Below are 19,930 nucleotides of genomic sequence, written 5' to 3' on the forward strand. Positions count from 1 at the left end.
CAGGCTCATCTGTGAGAATTTGCAGGAAAAAATAAAAGCTAATACTTAAAAATTCGTATATTTAAGTAGACGTAAACCCAAATGCTGTATGAAAATCTTTTATCAAGTGATGCTTTTTGTTTGTTGTATCAACATCAGCATTATACAAGCTCAAAATAATTATCCTCAGAATTATTTTCGAAACCCTTTAAACATCCCCATGCAGCTGGCAGCTAACTTCGGAGCTGTCCGAACCAATCACTTTCATATGGGACTGGATCTGAGAACCAACAGTCAGGAAAATTTACCGGTTCTTGCTGCGGCAGAAGGCTATGTAAGCAGAATAAAAGTGGAACGATATGGTTTTGGAAATGCCGTGTACATTACGCATCCTAACGGGTATACCACAGTGTATGCCCATTTGAACAAATACTTTGACAAGCTTGATGAATATGTGAAAGAAAGACAGTATAAAGACGAAAAGTGGGAACAGGATATCAATTTTCAGTCCGGGCAGTTTCCTGTAGAAAAAGGGCAACAAATTGCTTTGAGTGGAAATACCGGAGGCTCGGCAGGGCCACATCTACATTTTGAGATAAGAGATACAAAAACAGAAGAATGCCTTAACCCGTTACTTTTTGGCTTTATTATTCCCGATACGATAGCACCTGTTATCAGCGGGCTTTACTGGTATGACAGACGTTTCAGTACTTATGAACCAGGAGCAAATGGAATTGCAGTGAAAAAAGCGGGGAATGTTTATACTTCTAATCTTGTACAGGTTAATTCTCCGGAAATAAGTTTTGCCATTAAAGCAGTAGATAAAGCCAATCAAGGGTTTAATCTAGGCATTTATAATGCAGAACTATTGATGGATGGCAAGCTGATTTACAGCTTTAAAATTAATAAGATACACTATGATGATACCCGATACATCAACGGTTGTATAGATTATACGAAATTCATCAGGGATAAAATGGGAATTCAGCATTTATCTGATTTGCCGGGAATGAAGCTTCAGAATTACAGTCTTCCAAATTTAACAGGCATTATCAATCTTCAGGATGAGAATGTTCATACTATTGAAATTATTCTGAAAGATGTCAAAGGAAACACGAGCCGTTTAACAACAAAACTTCAGTTCAATAGATCCTCAGAAAAAATATCTTCTACAGGAAAAACTGTAATGCCTAACGAAGGAAAAACAGTTGCTACCGAAAATGCAGAAATTAATTTCAGCAAAAATGCAGTTTATGATGCTGTAAATTTCAACGCCTATGAAAAAGCGGATACTGATCTGAGTGCCGTTTCAAATAGTATTGTTTTACATAGCCCATACATTCCCGTTCAGGATGAATATACTTTAAAGATAAAAGCTAATCGAAAATTGTCCAGTACAGAAAAAGATAAAGCTGTTATTCTCCTTGATTATGGCAGTGATAATAATGTTGTCAAGGTAAAATGGAATGGTGATTGGGCAGAAGGAAAATTCAATAGATTAGGTACTGCAAAATTGTTGATTGACAATAACCTGCCATCAGTTTCATCAGGCTGGGCTGAAGGGGCTTTGGTCAACAGCAGTTCTTTACGGCTAAGAGGAACAACGAAGATAGGAGATATTATTTCATTCCGTGCCGAACTGGATGGGAAATGGCTGCGCTTTGCTCGTATAAAAGATGATTTTGTTTACACATTTGATGAAAAATGCCCCAAAGGATCAGGCTCTCATAATTTAAAAGTGACAACTATTAATACCGCTGGAAATACCAATACGCAAACTTTTACGTTTCAGAGATAAATAGCCCCTTAATACTTTAATCTTTTAATTTTAATTAAATAAATTTGCTCTTTAAAAATTAAAATCATTGGAATTTCATCCGTCAATCGAGAAAGCAGATATTCAGGAAATAAAAAAGTTTCAGGAAGGAAAACTTCATGAGCTTTTGGCTTATCTTGAAAATCATTCACCCTTTTATCAGAAACTGTTCAAAGAAAATACTATCAATATTGCTGACATTCGTACGTTGGAAGATCTTCAGAAGATCCCTACCACCACAAAGAATGATCTCCAGCAGTATAATCATGATTTTTTCTGCATAACACCGGATAAAATTGTTGATTACAGTACCACTTCCGGAACCTTAGGAGATCCGGTTACTTTCGGGCTTTCTGACGGTGACCTTGAAAGACTTGCTTACAATGAAGCGATCTCTTTTGCCTGTGCGGGAATTCAGAAAGGAGACGTTGTTCAGATGATTACCACCATAGACAAGCGGTTTATGGCGGGTCTTGCTTATTTTTTAGGCTTAAGAAAAATGGGGGCAAGTGTGGTGAGAATGGGTCCCGGAATTCCTGAGCTGCAATGGGATTCTATTTTCAGATACAAACCTAAATACTTGATTACCGTTCCTTCTTTTCTGCTGAAAATGATTGATTATGCTGAAAAACATGGATTGGATTATAAAAATTCAAGTGTTTATGGGGCAGTATGCATTGGGGAAAGTATCAAAAACCAGGATTTTACAGATAATATTCTTTCGCAGAAGATCAAAGAAAAGTGGAGTATAAAGCTATTTTCAACCTATGCTTCTACGGAAATGAGTACCGCTTTTACAGAATGTGAATTTCAGATCGGAGGACACCATCACCCGGAATTAATCATTACGGAAATTCTGGATGATAACGGCAATCCGGTGAAAGAAGGAGAAAGCGGTGAACTGACGATTACTACTTTAGGAGTGGAAGCGATTCCTCTGTTAAGATTTAAAACCGGAGATATTGTAAAAGCCCACTATGAGCCGTGCGCGTGTGGAAGAAATACGATGAGGTTAGGTCCTGTAGTAGGAAGGAAACAGCAGATGATCAAATACAAAGGGACAACCTTGTATCCGCCTGCCATGAATGATATTTTGAATGATTTCAACACTATTCTGTGCTATCAGATTGTCATTCAGGCTAATGAAATTGGACTTGACGAAATTATTATTAAACTGAGTACAAACGAAGAACACGATAGTTTTGTAAGTGAGGTCAGAGATCACTTCAGAGCAAAATTAAGGGTAAGCCCTAAAATTGAAATCATTGATTTTGATATCTTGTCTAAAACTGTTTTTAATCCAAACAGCAGAAAACCCATTACTTTTATTGATTTAAGATAAAATTAAATATAAAAGATATGTAAAAACGTCCTTTTTAAATATCTTTGGCCACTTAAATAGTAAAACTAATACACTATGAAAAAATTATTATTGCTGCTTTTCGCAGTAATTGCAACAACAACATTTGCACAAGATAAAATCAACTTTGAACAGGGAAATTTTGACTTTTTAAAAGATCAGAAAGAAGTGAATGTTAAGTTTGTATTTGACAATGTAGCCTTTCACGAAAAGAATCTTACAGAAGCTCAGTATCTCGAAAACAGAAAAGCAGACATCACTGCTAAAAAAGGTCAGAATACCTGGGATAGCTGGAATACTCAATGGGAAAAATATAAAGCATCAGAATTTCTGGATTTCTTTATTAAAGGAATCAACGGAAAATCAAAAAAGGTATACTTCAGAAGTGATGTAAAAACGAAATATACTTTAATTATTGATACAAAATGGCTATATGCAGGCTGGTATGGTGGATTTATGGGAACTCAGCCAGCAAAATTAACTGCAAATCTGATATTTGTAGAAACAGATAATCCTTCAAATGTAGTAATGAAGCTAATCGCAGATAAAATAGAAGGGAATAAAGGAAATGATGATCTTAACTGGGAATACGGAAGAATGGGTGCAGCCTACGAAATTACCGGGAAAAAATTAGCAAAAGAAATTAACACAGTTGTAAAATAAAATAAAAACGGTCTGAAAGTTCAGACCGTTTTTTTATGCTTGATTTTGCTGTTCCTGTTTTTCTAATTTGATCAGGTTGGCAAGATTTTTAATCACTGTATCATGCTTTTTCACAAAAGGATTGTCTTTGTTCCAGACATAGCCTGCTAAAACAGCACAGATCTTTTTCTTTACGTCTGGGTTTTCCGGCTGATGGAAAAATAATTCCTGAAGATTTCCGGTATACCATTCTTTTACATATGTGGTAAAAACATCTACTCCGTATAAAATATAATCCGAGTATTCTGTTTGCCAGTCGATTTTTTCTCCGTTTAGCTGTCTTAACGCAAGTTTTGCAGCCAGCATTCCGGATTCTGTGGCAAAAGCCATTCCTGAAGAAAATACCGGATCAAGGAATTCTGAAGCATTCCCCGTTAAAGCAAATCCGTCCCCGAATAAACTTTTAACCGAACATGAGTAATCTTTCAGATGTTTGGGTTCAAAAAGAAAATCTACATCCCCAAAACGCTTTACATAATAATCAGAAAGAGAAATCGCTTTTTTCAACGCTTCAGCGGTATCTCCGTTTTCAGATAATTTATCAATATATTCAGTAGGACCTACAATTCCCACACTCGTATTTCCGTTGGAAAAAGGAATTACCCAAAGCCATACTTCTGTTTCAATGATGTCGAAAGAAATTAAAGTACCTTCTTCTCCCGGCTCTCTGTTAATATCGTTTACATGAGAGAAAATGGCAGAGTGAGGAGATAATTTTGAAGGCTTTTCAAGATCGAGAAGACGAGGCAGTACCCTTCCGTAACCGCTGGAATCAATAACAAACTTAGCATGGATCTCTTTTGTTTCCCCATCCTTATTTCTTACTGTAGTCACAGAATTTGTCCCATCAAATTGTATGTCAATAACTTCGGTCTCAAATTCAAGATCAATACCTTTGCTAATGACCTCCTGAGCAAGAGTATTATCAAAATCAGCTCTCGGAACCTGCCAGGTCCAGTCCCAGCCTTCCCCAAATTTGTTGCTGAAATCAAAGATGCAGACTTCGTCGCCGCGAAGGAAGCGTGCTCCCAGCTTTTTTTCAAAGCCCATTTTGTCTAATGCAGGGAAAAGTCCGGCCTCCTCAAAGTGGTCCATTACCCTTGGAATTAAGCTTTCTCCGACTACCAATCTTGGGAATTGTGTCTTTTCGACCACTTTTACGCTGACGTTATTGTTCTTCAGGTAAGAAGAAGAGACGCATCCGGAAGGTCCAGCTCCGATTACAAGAACGTCAACAAATTCTTTGCTCATCTTTGATTTTTTATTTTAATAATAACTTTTATCTTTGCCGCAAAATTAGTGACAAATAATTAATATTTTACAAAATTATCAACTATTACTTTTAATTGATGAAAATAAATAACTTTTTAGAACTGAAAGACTTTCAAAAAATTATCATTGAGAATGAAAAAATAGAACTGGATGAATCACTTTTATCAAGAGTGGATAAGAGTTTTCAGTTTTTAAAGGAATTTTCGAAAAATAAAGTAATATATGGTGTAAACACCGGTTTTGGGCCTATGGCTCAGTTTAAAATCAGTGACGAAGATACCCACCAGCTACAATATAACCTGATACGAAGCCATTCTTCAGGAATAGGAAATCCTTTACCCGCAGACGAAGTGAAAGCATGTATGCTGGCAAGACTGAATACCTTATCATTAGGAAATTCAGGAGTACACCAGTCTGTTGTTTATCTTCTTCAGGAGCTTATCAACAGAGATATTACCCCATTGATATTTGAACATGGAGGAGTAGGAGCAAGCGGCGACCTTGTTCAGTTGGCTCACCTTGCTTTGGTGCTGATAGGAGAAGGAGAAGTCTTTTATAAAGGAGAAAGAAAATCTACAAAAGAAGTTTTTGAAATTGAAGGCTTAGAACCGATAAAGGTTGAGATCCGTGAAGGTCTTGCTTTGATGAACGGAACTTCCGTGATGTCAGGAATCGGTATTGTGAATGCCTATAAAGCCAATCAGCTTACAGATATCTCTCTTAGACTTTCTTGTGCCATCAATGAAATTGTACAGGCTTATGATGACCATTTATCAGAAGCTCTTAATGGAACGAAAAAACATTACGGTCAGCAGAAAGTGGCAGAAAGAATGCGTGCCCATCTGGCAGACAGTAAACTGATCAGAAAAAGAGAAGATCACCTTTATACCCATTTTGAAGAACAGGAAAAAGTATTCAAGGAAAAAGTTCAGGAATATTATTCATTGAGATGTGTTCCTCAGATTTTAGGTCCGGTATTGGATACTTTGGAATATACAGAGAAAGTTCTTGAAAATGAGATCAATTCCGCCAATGATAACCCGATTATCAATGTTGAAGATCAACACGTTTATCACGGAGGAAACTTCCACGGAGACTATATCTCTCTGGAAATGGACAAACTTAAAATTGTTGTAACCAAATTGACGATGCTTGCAGAAAGACAGTTGAACTATCTTCTGAATGCTAAAATCAATGAAATTTTACCTCCTTTTGTAAATTTAGGTAAATTAGGTTTCAATTTCGGGATGCAGGGCGTGCAGTTTACGGCGACTTCTACTACCGCAGAAAGCCAAATGCTGTCGAATTCTATGTATGTTCACAGTATTCCAAACAATAATGATAACCAGGATATCGTTAGCATGGGAACCAATGCTGCGGTGATCTGCAGAAAAGTCATTGAAAATGCTTTTGAAGTATTGGCCATTGAAGCCATTACAATTATTCAGGCTGTTGAATATCTTGGGTTCCAGGATAAAGTTTCATCCTCTACAAAAGAATTGTATGATGACATCAGAAAAATAATTCCTGCTTTCTCAGATGATATGGTCATGTATCCGTATCTGGAGGAAGTAAAGAAATATCTGAAAGGAATGTAACTATTCACGGTTATGAATTGTCTTTAAAGAAAGACATGATACTCAACTTAAAAAAACTAAAAACGATATAAACACTAACGCATGAAATGTGCAATTGTAACAGGTGGCTCCAGAGGAATCGGGAGGGCAATCTGTATAAAACTGGCTGAAGAGAAAAACTATCACATCCTCATCAACTACGCTTCAAATGAAACGGCAGCAAAAGAAACATTGGCTAAAGTGAAAGAATTGGGTGCTACAGGAGAAATTCTTAAATTTGATGTAGGAAATACCGAAGAGACACAATCTGTTTTAACGGATTGGCAGGAGAGAAACCCTGATGCATTGGTAGAAGTTATTGTCAATAATGCCGGAATCACGAGGGATGGTCTTTTTATGTGGATGCAGAAAGAAGACTGGAATAGTGTGATCAATACAAGTCTGGATGGATTTTTCAATGTAACCAATTTCTTTATCCAAAAGCTGCTTCGTAACAAATACGGACGAATCATCAATATGGTTTCTGTATCCGGAGTAAAAGGAACAGCTGGTCAGACGAATTATTCTGCTGCAAAAGGAGCTTTGATAGGAGCTACAAAGGCTCTTGCTCAGGAAGTTGCCAAAAGAAATGTCACTGTAAATGCAGTAGCTCCAGGTTTCATCAGAACTGATATGACCCAGGAATTCAATGAAGAAGAATTAAAAGCAATGATTCCTGCCAACAGATTCGGGGAAGCAGAAGAAGTGGCTGATCTTGTCGCATTTTTAGCATCTAAAAAATCTTCCTACATTACAGGAGAAGTGATTAATATTAACGGAGGAATTTATTCATAATATGGAAAATAGGGTTGTAATTACCGGAATGGGAATTTATTCCTGCATCGGGACGTCTTTAGAAGAGGTCAGGGAATCCCTATATCAAGGAAAATCCGGTATTGTTTTAGATCAGGACAGAAAAGAATTTGGCTTCAGATCAGGTCTTACAGGCGTTGTTCCGAAACCGGATCTGAAAAATCTCTTAAATAGACGCCAACGTATCAGTATGGGTGAAGAAAGCGAATATGCTTATCTTGCTACCATAGATGCACTGAAGCAGGCAAATCTGGATGAAGAGTTCTTAGATTCTCATGAAGTGGGAATCTTATATGGAAATGACAGTGTTTCTCAGGCAGTCGTAGAATCTATCGATATTGCAAGAGAAAAGAAAGATACAACATTGATGGGGTCGGGAGCGATCTTCAAATCAATGAACTCTACAGTAACCATGAACCTTTCCACAATCTTTAAGCTGAAAGGGATCAACCTTACCATAAGTGCAGCATGCGCAAGCGGCTCACACTCATTGGGACTGGCTTATGTGATGATCAAGAATGGTTTTCAGGATATGATTATTTGTGGAGGAGCTCAGGAAACCAACAAATATTCTATGGCGAGCTTTGACGGATTGGGCGTTTTCTCAGCAAGAGAAGATGAACCTACAAAAGCATCCAGACCTTTCGATGCAGAAAGAGACGGATTAATTCCAAGTGGAGGTGCCGCTACTTTGATCGTGGAAAGCTTAGAATCTGCCCAAAAAAGAGGAGCGCCTATTATTGCTGAAATTATCGGATATGGTTTCTCTTCAAACGGAGGACATATTTCAACTCCGAATGTGGATGGACCGGCTCTTGCGATGGGAAGAGCTTTAAAACAGTCAGGATTAAAAGCTTCAGATATTGATTATATCAATGCTCATGCGACTTCTACTCCGATTGGGGATGCCAATGAAGCAAAAGCAATTTATGAGATTTTCGGCAGTGAAGTTCCTGTAAGTTCTACCAAATCTATGACCGGACACGAGTGCTGGATGGCAGGCGCAAGTGAAGTTATCTACTCAATTTTGATGATGCAGAACGATTTCGTTGCTCCAAATATTAATCTGGAAAACCCTGATAATGAAGCACAAAGGATAAATTTGGTCGCAAAAACAAAAAATCAAAAAATTGATGTATTTTTGTCGAATTCTTTTGGGTTTGGGGGAACCAATTCTGCACTAATAGTTAAAAAATTTGATTAAAAACATGGAAAGGGAAAAAATTGTTGCCATTGTTAATGATTTTCTGATAAATGAATTCGAGGTAGACGGAGACGAAATCAGTAACGATGCCAACCTTAAAAATACACTGGGCCTAGACAGCCTGGATTATATCGACATGGTAGTCGTGATCGAATCCAATTTCGGAGTGAAATTAGGAGAAGCAGATTTCAAGAAAATGATAACATTTGACGATTTCTATACAACGATTGAACATAAGATTGCTGAAAAAAACGCTTAGTTATTGAGTAAATCTTTATTCTATAAAATGTGCCAATGTAATAATATCACAGTGTTTCGGTAACGATCACTTTTAAAAAAGGTATTATTACATTGGTTTTCTGTTATATTAAATTCTATCTATGAACAAGTGGAAAGGTAAATCTAAAGGAACAGTACTCGGATACAGAATATTCGTCTGGTGTATTAGAAATATCGGAATCAGAAGTTCATATGGTGTGCTTTACTTTGTGGCAGCTTATTACTCGCTGTTTCAGAAGAAAAGTAACCAGTATATTCTTTATTATTTCCAAAAAAGACTGAACTACGGATACTGGAAATCCAAAGTATCTATATTTAAAAGCTATTTTACGTTCGGAAAAGTTCTGATTGATAAAACTGCTATTTCTGCCGGGCTCAGAGGGAAATACACCTATGAATTTGATGGGATTGAAAACCTCAGAAATCTTTTAGCCGCTAAAAAAGGAGGAGTCCTGATTAGCGCTCATATCGGTAATTTTGAAATTGCAGAGCATTTTTTTGCCGATATCGACTTCGACTGCCAGATCAATCTGGTGACTACAGATCAGGAAGTGACCGTGATTAAGGAGTATCTGGAAAGCGTTGCTGTAAAAGAGAGTAATATCAAATTCATTTATGTAAAAGAAGACATGTCCCATATCTTCGAGATCAACAAAGCTTTGTCAGACAATGAATTGATCTGCTTTACCGGAGACCGCTATTTTGAAGGATCCAAATATCTGGAAGCAGAACTCTTAGGAAAAAGTGCAAAATTTCCGGCGGGTCCGTTTTTGATCGCCTCAAGACTGGGAGTTCCCGTTGTCTATGTATATGTGATGAAGGAGAATAATCTTCATTATCATCTGTATGCAAGAGTAGCCCAGAATATCAAAAACCGTGATTCACAAGGACTTTTACAATCTTATGTCCAGAATCTTGAAACAATGGTCAAAAAATATCCGCTTCAGTGGTTTAATTATTTCGATTTTTGGGACGATGTTGATTAATTTTTCTATTTTTATCCCTTAAAACTAACAAAAAAACTAACAACCATTAAGATTTACCGAGATTTAAGATTGTCAAATAACAGTATCGAAATAGAATTTCTTTGCTTACTGTACCAAAGTAAGCTTTAATTATCTTAAATTCCCTGTTTCTTAATTATTAAAAGCACATTCTCTTTTGAAGAAAGAATACGACATACTTGTAATCGGAAGCGGATTGGGAGGTCTTGTTTCAGCTCTTGTTTTGGCGAAAGAAGGCCTGAAAGTATGCGTTCTGGAGAAGAATAACCAATACGGAGGAAATCTGCAGACTTTTTCACGGGAAAAACTGATTTTTGATACAGGAGTGCATTATTTGGGTGGTCTCACGAAAGGGCAGAACCTGAACCAATTCTTTTCCTATCTGGAAATTATGGATGATCTTGAGCTTCAGCTGATGGATGAAGATGGATATGACAGGATCAGTTTTGGAGATGATGAAATAGAATATCCACACGCGCAGGGCTACCAGAATTTCGTTGAACAGCTTTCTAAATATTTTCCGGAAGAAAAAGGAAACCTTGAAAACTACTGCGAAGAGATTCAATATGTCTGCAGCCAGTTTCCAAGATATCATGTAGTGGGAAAAGACAATTACAACGAGGAAATCCTGCATCTCAATACCAAAAGATTTATAGAATCTGTTACCCAAAATAAAAAGCTTCAGGCTGTTTTACTAGGGTCCAACTTTTTATATGCCGGAGATTCTGAAAATGTGCCTTTTTATGTACATGCTTTAACGGTAAATTCTTATATTCAAAGTGCTTACAAATGCGTGAACGGAGGAAGCCAGATCTCTAAACTTCTTATCCGGAAACTTCGGGAATATGGAGCAGAGGTCCACAAGCGTTCAGAAGTTTCTGAATTTATTTTTAATGAAAATAATGTCTTGTCATCTGTAAAAACGAAAGAAGGAAGAGAGTATGCTGCAAAACAGTTTATTTCAAATATAGAGATTCGTTCCACCATTAAGCTGGTAGGAGAGGAAAAGCTTAAGAAATCTTTTCTGAACAGAGTTTTAAGCTGGAAGCCGGTTTCATCATGCTTTAGTATTTATCTGGTTTTAAAACCTCAAAGCCTGCCGAACTTTAATTACAACAAATATCACTATTCATCAGAAGAGCAGGTTTGGAATGCATTCCGTTACCGGAAAGAAGCATGGCCGGAAACTTTTATGCTTTCATCCACCCCTTCAAAGCATCATCCTGAATTTGCAGAAAGCCTTACAGCCATTTCCTATATGGATTTTGATGAGGTTAAAGAATGGGAGAATACATTCAATACGGTAGCATATGAAGATGAAAGAGGGGAAGCTTATGAAAAATTTAAGCTTGAGAAAATCGAGAAAATGCTGGATGCCCTGGAAAAGAAAATTCCTAATGTAAGGCATGCTATCAAAACCATTTATACTTCTTCTCCATTGTCTTACAGGGACTATATCGGAAATTATGAAGGGAATATGTACGGATACATGAAAAGTTCGGAGAATCCTCTTAAAACAATGGTTTCTCCCCGTACCAAAATAGATAATCTTTTTCTGACAGGGCAATCGGTCAATATGCATGGGATTTTGGGAGTTACCATCGGTGCTTTTAATACCTGCGCTGAGATTTTGGGAAAGGAAACGATCGACATGCGGTTGACACAAATGATTAATAAAAACTAAAAGTGAAAAAGACTAATACTATTTATCCATCTTATAAAAGGGCTCTTCTTTATTTCACTTTTTGCTTTTTTCTGGCTTCCTGTGGGATCTCAAAGTCACTCCATCATATTCCTGAGATAAAACAGTATTCACTGGAAATTCCAAAAGTAGCCAAGATGAATGACAGTACTTTCCGTTATAATCAAAACTACCTCACAAAAAATAAACAGCAGCTCTGGGAACTTTATATCAAAGGGAATCCTTTGCAGCTGGGATATAATAATGGGGCATTGACGCAAAGCTTAATGCAGAAACAGGAAGGAATCTTCTTTTCAAAAGTTGAAGGATTTGTACCCTCAAAATTCAAACAGAGACTGCTAAGAGGTTTTCTAAAATGGTACAACAGAAAAATGTACCTCAACGTAAGAGAAGACTACCAGGCAGAATTATATGGGTTGTCACAATACTCATCTAATCAGTACGATTTTATTGCTCCGAAATATTTAAGAAACCTTTATCTGCACGGGGCTCATGATATTGGGCATGCCATGCAGGATCTGGCGATGGTAGGCTGTACTTCCCTTGCGGTATGGAACGAAAATACAGAAGATGGAGACCTGCTGATCGGAAGAAATTTTGATTTTTATGTTGGTGATGATTTTGCAAAAAACAAGCTGGTAGAATTTGTTCAGCCGGAAGAGGGAATTCCCTACATGTCAGTAAGCTGGCCGGGAATGATTGGGGTGGTTTCCGGAATGAATAAAGAAGGAATTACCGTAACGATCAACGCAGGAAAATCAAAAATTCCTTTGACGGCAAAAACCCCTATCTCCCTTGTTACAAGAGAGATTTTGCAGTATGCTAAAAATATTGATGAAGCGATTGCGATTGCTAAGAAAAGAAAAGTTTTTGTATCAGAATCCATTCTGGTGGGGAGTGCTGCAGATAAAAATGCTGTAATCATTGAAGTGTCACCTGAAAATTTCGGTGTGTATAAAGTAAAGAATACCAGCAGGGTTCTTTGTACCAACCATTTCCAGTCAGATGCCTATAAAAATGATAAAAGAAATCAGAAACATATCGAAGAAAGCCACTCAGAATACCGGTATGAAAGACTTCAGGAGCTTTTGAAGGAAGAGAAAAAGATGACTCCGGAAAAGATAGCTACTGTATTAAGAGACAGATCCGGTTTGAAAGGTGAAAAGATCGGTTATGGCAATGAAAAAGCACTCAATCAGCTTCTGGCGCACCATGCCATTATATTTTCACCTCAGAAAAAATTGGTTTGGGTTTCTTCAAATCCTTATCAGCTGGGAGAATTTGTATGTTATGATCTGAACGAAATCTTCTCAGACAAAGGGCTGCAGCCTGATGACTTTTCAAAATCAACATTGAATATTGCCCGTGATCCCTTCGCAGACTCTGAAGAATTCGAAAAATATGAGCAGTCTAAAATGTTGAGTAAAGAACTCAATGCGGCAGCGGACAGTAAAGACATATTATTGACAGATGACCTTATCCCTTATTACCAGTCCATGAACCCGGATTTTTGGCTGGTGTATTATCAATCAGGGAAATATTATTTCAACAAAAAAGAATATTCAAAGGCAAAAACTGAGTTTGAAAAAGCTTTAACGAAAGAAATTACAACCGTTCCGGACAGAAAAAATGTAGAAAAATATCTGAAGAAAACTTTAAACAAACTGAAATGATCCCTAAATATATAAAATTGCTGTTCTGCATTCCTTTTGTCATTATTATCTGCTATTCGGTGTATCTGTGTACGGTATACAGTTCCATCCCTGACGTCATACCCATTCACGGCTATGGAAATATGAAAGATAATTATGGAAGTAAAATATTTGTTGTGTTCCCGGTACTCATGAATCTGGCCGTTCTTATATTTATCTGGTTGATTATAAGAAGACCGGATAAGATAAAATTTACTTTCGAAATAAATGAAAACGAAAGAGAAAAAATATACCATATAACACAGTTGGCCCTTGTAATTATTGCGATATTTGTCACCATCATGATGACGCCATTAGCATTTTCTGATATTGTTTATAAATAATTGATTATGAAAAAACTTTTAACCCTTTTCCTTACCACATGGTTTCTATTATCATTTTCTCAGGACAGAAAAGAAATAGGAAAAACTTTTATCAAAACTTTATTAGTCGATAAAAACATAGAAAAAGCACATTCTTATTTTGATCCTTCTATAGCGGGACAGATCCCGGTAGATCAGCTTAAAGCCATTACAGAACAACTTCAGGGGCAGATTGGAAGTTTTAAAAATATTCTTGAAGTAAACAACGAAGGAAATATTTACTATTACTATACTGAATTTGAAAAGACCAAGCTGGATGTTCAGCTTACCTTTGGAGATAACAATAAAATGCTGGGCTTCTTTTTAGTTCCCCACAAAACAGTGGAAAAGCCGGACGAAAAAACTACCTTAAAAATAAAAAGTGATGCCATTGAATTGGATGGAACGCTGCTGGTTCCTCCTTCGAATGACAAAAAGAAACTGGTTATTTTTGTTCATGGCTCCGGAGCTCATGACAGAGACGAAACGATTGGCGAAAACAAACCGTTTAAAGATATTGCAGAATATCTTCTCAACAACGAAATTGCTTCTTACCGATATGATAAAAGAACCTATTCTTACCCTGAAACATTCACTGAGAAATCTACTGTAGAAGAGGAGACTATCAATGATGCAGTAAACGCAGCTTTATATTTTAAAAACAACGCAGACTATAAAGGATATCAGATCATTATCCTGGGACACAGTCAGGGAGCTTATATGATGCCTAAAATTGCAGAAAGGGCTCAGGTTTCAAAATATATTTTTATGGCTGGAAATGCAAGACCGCTACAGGATCTGCTGGTGGAGCAGTATGAATATCTTCATTCTTTAGATGCAGCTAAAGTTCCTGCTGAAGCTGTTGAAGAGGTGAAAAAACAGGTTGCATTTTTAAACTCATCTCAATTCAACTTAAATTCACCGGCATCAGAACTTCCTTTGGGACAATCTGCTCCGTATTGGAAGTATTTAAAGGATTATAACCAACTTAATGAGGTTAAAAAAATAAAAGCTCCGATGTTTTTTGCACAGGGAGGAAGAGATTACCAGGTAACGGAGAAAGATTTCAATCTTTGGAAAGGAACATTGAAAAATGATAAAACAGCTGAATTTAAATTTTACCCAACATTAAGTCACTTATTCATGGCTGGTTCCGGAAAACCATCTCCAAAAGATTATGAAACAAAAGGAAAGGTTGATGAACAGTTTTTAAAAGATCTTACCCAGTTTATTCTGAAATAATTTTCATTCTTTTTTTTTGCGAAATTGATATCAAATGAATCATTTCGTTTGGTATAATTTATTTTTTTAAATAAATATTATTCAATTGTGTAACATTTTAGATTATTCCCTACTAACTGAAATATTCACGTATTAATATTATTTAAAAGTAATCTAAATGAAAAAAATTCGACTTAGTGTTAAACTGTTGTTGTTTTGTTCCCTTTTCGGTGCAGGTATAGTATCTGCTCAAAAATATGAACAAACAATTAAGAATTACGTTAATTCCGCTCAGGGATCATTTCAGAGAGTTAATCCGGAACTGAAAGCATTTAAAATTATTAATGTAGACCATTCAAATAGCTTAAATGGAGAGGTTGTAGGGATACAACAAACAATTAATGGGATTCCGGTTTTTGGAAGTTCTGCCAATGTTTTAATCAGAGATGGTAAAGTTTTAAACTTTGCAGATTCTTTTATTAAGAACTATCCTTCTGCCATTAAAGGAAAAGAAACTGGTGGAAAAGAGGCTTTAGTAGCAAGCACAATTCAAAAACTGAACGGATTGCCTTCTGTAAAGAATATCGAGGGGAAACAACAGCCAATACCAGTTAATACTGTCTATTTTGCAAAAGGAGGAGAATTGACATTGGGGTATCAGTTTTATGTTGAAGAAAAAGGAACAGGTAATGTATGGAACACTATCGTTAGTACAGATGATGGTACTATTTTGTATCAGGAAAATACAACACTCTCTTGTAGTTTCCATGATGAAGCCTATGATCATCACTCCGGATCGTTTGTACAAAATATTCCAATCTCTTTACCCGCAAATATAGCCGCTGCAAACCTACAGAATCCCGCAAATTTTGTTTTAGCACCTGACAATGCTTCTTATAACGTATTTGCATTCCCTACGGAAGCGCCTACATTTGGCGCAAGAACATTGCTTACAAATCCATGGGATTTAACGGCTTCACCGGAAGGCTGGCATTCTGACGGGACAAATCATTACACAATAACAAGGGGAAATAATGCATTTGCCTATACAGATGAGAATGCTACCGATACACCACAATTCTCTCCTGATGGTGGTGCAGGCAGAGCCTTTGACTTTCCTTTAGATTTAGCTGCAGCCCAGACAACTTATACTTCTGCAGCAGTAACCAATTTATTCTACACAACGAATAAAATGCATGATGTGTTTTATAAATTCGGATTTACAGAATCTGCAAGAAATTATCAGACAAACAATTTTGGAAACGGTGGAACGGGAAATGATCCTGTTCTGGCTGAGTCAAGAGATGGAAGCGGGCTTAACAATGCTAACTTTAATCCGGGTGTTGACGGAACAAGCGGAAGAATGCAGATGTTTCTTTTCGTACCTAACGGAGCACGTTACTTATATTATAATGCACCATCAAATTATGTTGCAAGAATACCCGCAACCGCAACCGCTAATTTTGGGCCGTCAATTATTGGAAATCCTCCTGTAACGGGAGACCTGGCTCTTCCAATACCGGCAGATGCATGTACCACAGTTGCTGCGGGCAGTCTTACAGGAAAAATCGCTGTAGTAACTGCAGCTACGTGTGGTTTTGCTGTTAAAACAAAGAATTTGCAAAATGCTGGTGCCATTGGCGTTATACAATACCATCCGGCAAGTGATACACCAGTAGGAATGGGAGGAACGGATGCTACTATTACTATTCCCACAGTGATGGTAGGAAAATCAGAAGGTGAATTCTTAGTGAATGATTTGACCAATGGTATTGTAGGAAATGCTTCATTGAAAACAGATGCCGTTTATAAAGATGCAAGTTTGGACAATGGAATTATCAGCCATGAATATGGACACGGAATTTCTAACCGTCTTACAGGAACCGGCAGTTCTTGCTTGTCATATACTACATCGAATGAGCAAATGGGAGAAGGGTGGTCTGATTTCTTTGCATTGATGATGACAACAAGGCCTGGAGATACCTCTTCCATTGCGAGAGGAATTGGGACCTTCACTTCAGGAGAAACAACAACTGGTGCAGGGATAAGACCATCGAGATATTCACCTGATTTTGCAGTTAATGACTATACTTACGGACGTACTAACGGTATGAAGGTGAACAGCAGTATTTTTGGTATTGCGATTACAGTACCGGATGTTCACAGTATTGGGTTTATCTGGGCAACAATGCTATGGGATCTTAACTGGAAATATGTAGATAAGTATGGATACAACAGCAACGTCTTAGCAGACCCAAACAGCGGAAGTGCAAAAGTGTTGCAGCTAGTAATGGATGCACTCAAGCTGCAACCATGTAATCCTACATTTGTACAGGGAAGAGATGCAATTTTGGCTGCTGACCAGGCATCTACAGGAGGACAAAACAAGTGCATGATCTGGACTACGTTCGCCAAAAGAGGACTTGGTGTCAACGCTGTTTCAGGAGGACTTAGCGGATTATATATTGGAGCTAACAATGCCGCTCCGGATTTAAGTGATCAGGTGGAAGACTTTACAGTTCCTGCAGAATGTTTGGCATTAGCGGTAAAAGAAGTCAATAATTCTAAAGGAATATCGATTTATCCAAACCCTGTAAGAAATGAATTCACGATAAAAACTCCTTCTGATGCCAACCTATCAGGAATTACCATGGTTTCTATTTTTGATTTTACAGGAAAGCTGATCTCCAAAGAAAGTATCAATCTTAACAAACAGAATACCATCAGCGCAGAAAAACTAATCAATGGTGCTTATATTGTAAAAGTGAGCAATGACTCAATTGATTATTCTCAAAAGATTATCGTTTCTAAATAGGAAATTATAATAACTAATTGTGTTGAGCCTGGAATTTTATTCCGGGCTTTTTTAATTGTTTTCCGGACTTACTTTATTCAAAAATAAAAAGACAGCTACTCCAGACAAAGCCGAAAGTGTAGTGCTTAAAATAAAACTGCCAATGATATATTGCAGCAGATTGTTTTTGATCAGTTCAAAATTTAAATCCTGGCTTAAAATATCGCTGTCACCACCTACAAATGGAGCTCCGAGAAATAAGGAGGCTGCAATGATAAAAGGAATAAAAGGAGGAAGGCTCACATTGGAAGCTACGAACGCAAGTACTTTATTGAGTTTAAAAAGGACCGATAAGCTGATGACTAAAAGCGTCTGGAATCCCCAGAAAGGAGAAAACCCGATAAAGACTCCCAGCGCTATGGAAAATGCTTTTGTACGGTTGCTTCCGTCACTTTCTAAGACATCTTCCTGGATGAATTTCTTAAAGCTTTTTTTTTTGAAATTATTCACGAAGTTTCTCGGAATAATATAAAGTAAAGTGATCGTTACCAGAATCGTATTCAGAATGCTGATCCTTGTAAAATCTTTGAAAGGTCTGAAATGCGAAACACGTTCTGCCGGATCATACAAAACCTTGATTGGGATGTTTTTTACCGGAACATGCCTCCATGCAGTTCTTACAATGATTTCGATTTCAAACTCAAACTTAGGCGTAAAATATTTCTTTGGAATTTTATGTAAAGGATAAAGCCTGTAGCCGGACTGTGTATCCTCCAGCTTGATGCCCGTTTCAAACCAGAACCAAAAATTGGAAAACCTGTTTCCGAAACTGCTTTTCTTAGGAATACCATCCTGAGACATATTTCTGTTTCCGATCAGAAGAACTTCCTCTTTTTCCTGAAGAAGAGCATCTACAAATACGGGAATGTCATCCGGATAATGCTGTCCGTCTGAATCTATCGTAATGGCATAATCATACCCAGATTCCTTTGCTTTTCTAAAACCTGTTTTAAGACCATTTCCTTTCCCTTTGTTCTCCGGTAAGGATATGACTGTGATCTGAGGGTACTGAGCAAGAATCTGAGGCGTAGAATCAGTGGAGCCATCATTGACCACAATAATACTTTCGGTGTAGTTGAGAACACCGTCAATAACCCTCTTCAGGGTTTTTTCATTATTGTAGGTAGGTATTAAAACGCATATCTTCTTTTCAGAAATTGCATTTTGTACTTCAGCAAGGGACATTCTTTTATTTTAAAGTGGCTCTTTCCGCCTCTGTAATAGTTTTAGACTGCATAGCAAACCTTTTGATATAACCTTTTAATGCGGTATTCTGTTTGCTGTAATTACTTAATAGGAATGCTTTGTCATCTTTCAGACTTCCGCGATATCCTACAATTTTAGGGATATTTTCCTGAACACTTAATCTGATCAGACGAAGTTCAGCATTGCTTGGGTTGCTTTTGATAATACCTTCAAGACTTGTAGCCCCTGTTTTTACCAGTGATTTTCTGTTGCTTTTGGTAATTTTTGCCTCCATAATCTTTGCCGCTGCCTTATATCCAAGAGTTACTGCATCAGAACCGGATTGTTTTTCCGCAGTTTCAATGAATGCAGCTGTATTGGCATTGGATTCGTTGGCTTTAGCGTAGCTGTTTCTCAGTGTTTCAAGATCAGACTGAAAGAAAAAAATAAATGCTGTTACGAATGATAAGATAAGTTTCATGACGGTATTTTTTTATAGCTTACAGACAATTTCAATGCAATAGTCTCGCCAAAAGAAGTTATATTTTTTACTTTAACATCCTCCTCGTTTTCGTTAATATCCAGCTGAAGATGTAAATCCGGAGTCTCAAAAGGATTGATGATCGCCATGAATTTTACATTCGATGCTGTTTTTAAGAATAATTTCGAACCTGTAAATTCCTCAGTAAGTTCTTTGATGATCTGCATCATGCAAACACCGGGCGTTACCGGATTTCCTGGGAAATGTCCCTTGAAAATATCATGATCTTTATTGAGGTTGATGTAGGCAGTAAACTTTCCGTCCTCTGTCTTCTCGTATGATGTTAACGTATAAAAGTCTGTAAGAATGGTTTGCATGATCTTATTTTT

At 37.2% G+C, this 19,930-nt stretch carries 17 protein-coding genes; 13 read left to right on the plus strand and 4 right to left on the minus strand.

Features of this window, described 5'->3' with window-relative positions; all coding sequences use genetic code 11:
• The first annotated feature begins 88 nt into the window (after positions 1-88).
• The 3 genes from LF886_RS03095 to LF886_RS03105 all read left to right on the plus strand — a co-directional run bounded on the left by LF886_RS03095 (position 89) and on the right by LF886_RS03105 (position 3,818).
• On the plus strand, positions 89-1,777 hold the full coding sequence (locus LF886_RS03095) for a M23 family metallopeptidase (RefSeq protein ID WP_236852677.1): 1,689 nt from the start codon (positions 89-91) through the stop codon (positions 1,775-1,777).
• Positions 1,778-1,844: 67 nt separating this feature from the next.
• Positions 1,845-3,137 carry a phenylacetate--CoA ligase family protein gene (locus tag LF886_RS03100; RefSeq protein ID WP_236852678.1) on the plus strand — a complete coding sequence of 431 codons (1,293 nt, stop codon included), beginning with the start codon at positions 1,845-1,847 and terminating at the stop codon, positions 3,135-3,137.
• 75 nt (positions 3,138-3,212) lie between these two features.
• On the plus strand, positions 3,213-3,818 hold the full coding sequence (locus tag LF886_RS03105; protein WP_236852679.1) for a hypothetical protein: 606 nt from the start codon (positions 3,213-3,215) through the stop codon (positions 3,816-3,818).
• 33 nt (positions 3,819-3,851) lie between these two features.
• Here LF886_RS03105 and LF886_RS03110 read toward each other — a convergent pair whose 3' ends face one another.
• Complete coding sequence (locus LF886_RS03110; protein WP_236852680.1) at positions 3,852-5,108, minus strand: NAD(P)/FAD-dependent oxidoreductase; 1,257 nt, start codon at positions 5,106-5,108, stop codon at positions 3,852-3,854.
• A gap of 98 nt (positions 5,109-5,206) precedes the next feature.
• Here LF886_RS03110 and hutH point away from each other — a divergent pair, with 98 nt between their 5' ends.
• From hutH to LF886_RS03160, 10 genes are all read left to right on the plus strand, one after another.
• Complete coding sequence (gene hutH, locus LF886_RS03115; RefSeq protein ID WP_236852681.1) at positions 5,207-6,727, plus strand: histidine ammonia-lyase; 1,521 nt, start codon at positions 5,207-5,209, stop codon at positions 6,725-6,727.
• A gap of 81 nt (positions 6,728-6,808) precedes the next feature.
• Positions 6,809-7,540: a 3-oxoacyl-ACP reductase FabG gene (gene fabG, locus LF886_RS03120; protein ID WP_236852682.1), complete on the plus strand. Its 732-nt coding sequence runs from the start codon at positions 6,809-6,811 to the stop codon at positions 7,538-7,540.
• A 1-nt stretch (position 7,541) separates the two neighbouring features.
• Positions 7,542-8,762: a beta-ketoacyl-[acyl-carrier-protein] synthase family protein gene (locus tag LF886_RS03125; RefSeq protein WP_236852683.1), complete on the plus strand. Its 1,221-nt coding sequence runs from the start codon at positions 7,542-7,544 to the stop codon at positions 8,760-8,762.
• Between the two features lie 4 nt (positions 8,763-8,766).
• Complete coding sequence (locus tag LF886_RS03130) at positions 8,767-9,021, plus strand: acyl carrier protein (protein ID WP_236852684.1); 255 nt, start codon at positions 8,767-8,769, stop codon at positions 9,019-9,021.
• 121 nt (positions 9,022-9,142) lie between these two features.
• A complete protein-coding gene (locus LF886_RS03135; RefSeq protein ID WP_103232885.1) occupies positions 9,143-10,027 on the plus strand; it encodes a lipid A biosynthesis acyltransferase in 885 nt (294 codons plus the stop codon).
• A gap of 175 nt (positions 10,028-10,202) precedes the next feature.
• Entirely contained in the window at positions 10,203-11,729 is a 1,527-nt protein-coding gene (locus LF886_RS03140) for a phytoene desaturase family protein (protein WP_236852685.1), read from the plus strand.
• Positions 11,730-11,731: 2 nt separating this feature from the next.
• The gene (locus tag LF886_RS03145) at positions 11,732-13,420 is read left to right on the plus strand and encodes a C45 family autoproteolytic acyltransferase/hydolase (protein WP_410685376.1); all 1,689 of its coding nucleotides are present in this window, start codon (positions 11,732-11,734) and stop codon (positions 13,418-13,420) included.
• A complete protein-coding gene (locus LF886_RS03150; protein WP_236852686.1) occupies positions 13,417-13,782 on the plus strand; it encodes a hypothetical protein in 366 nt (121 codons plus the stop codon). The genes LF886_RS03145 and LF886_RS03150 overlap by 4 nt, the downstream gene beginning before the upstream one ends.
• A gap of 6 nt (positions 13,783-13,788) precedes the next feature.
• Entirely contained in the window at positions 13,789-15,042 is a 1,254-nt protein-coding gene (locus tag LF886_RS03155) for a DUF3887 domain-containing protein (protein ID WP_236852687.1), read from the plus strand.
• Between the two features lie 157 nt (positions 15,043-15,199).
• On the plus strand, positions 15,200-17,836 hold the full coding sequence (locus LF886_RS03160; protein ID WP_236852688.1) for a T9SS-dependent M36 family metallopeptidase: 2,637 nt from the start codon (positions 15,200-15,202) through the stop codon (positions 17,834-17,836).
• A gap of 51 nt (positions 17,837-17,887) precedes the next feature.
• On the opposite strand, the gene LF886_RS03165 is transcribed toward LF886_RS03160, so the two are convergent.
• From LF886_RS03165 to LF886_RS03175, 3 genes are read right to left on the minus strand one after another with little or no spacing between them, the layout of a single operon-like run.
• Positions 17,888-19,060, minus strand: coding sequence for a DUF2062 domain-containing protein (locus tag LF886_RS03165; protein WP_236852689.1), 1,173 nt, complete (start codon positions 19,058-19,060; stop codon positions 17,888-17,890).
• 4 nt (positions 19,061-19,064) lie between these two features.
• On the minus strand, positions 19,065-19,541 hold the full coding sequence (locus LF886_RS03170) for a hypothetical protein (protein WP_236852690.1): 477 nt from the start codon (positions 19,539-19,541) through the stop codon (positions 19,065-19,067).
• Complete coding sequence (locus tag LF886_RS03175) at positions 19,538-19,918, minus strand: 3-hydroxyacyl-ACP dehydratase (RefSeq protein ID WP_152290502.1); 381 nt, start codon at positions 19,916-19,918, stop codon at positions 19,538-19,540. Before LF886_RS03175 ends, LF886_RS03170 begins: the two co-directional genes overlap by 4 nt.
• Positions 19,919-19,930 lie beyond the last annotated feature (12 nt).

Origin of the sequence: Chryseobacterium sp. MEBOG07, from assembly GCF_021869745.1 — a bacterium.
Lineage (GTDB): Bacteria > Bacteroidota > Bacteroidia > Flavobacteriales > Weeksellaceae > Chryseobacterium > Chryseobacterium viscerum.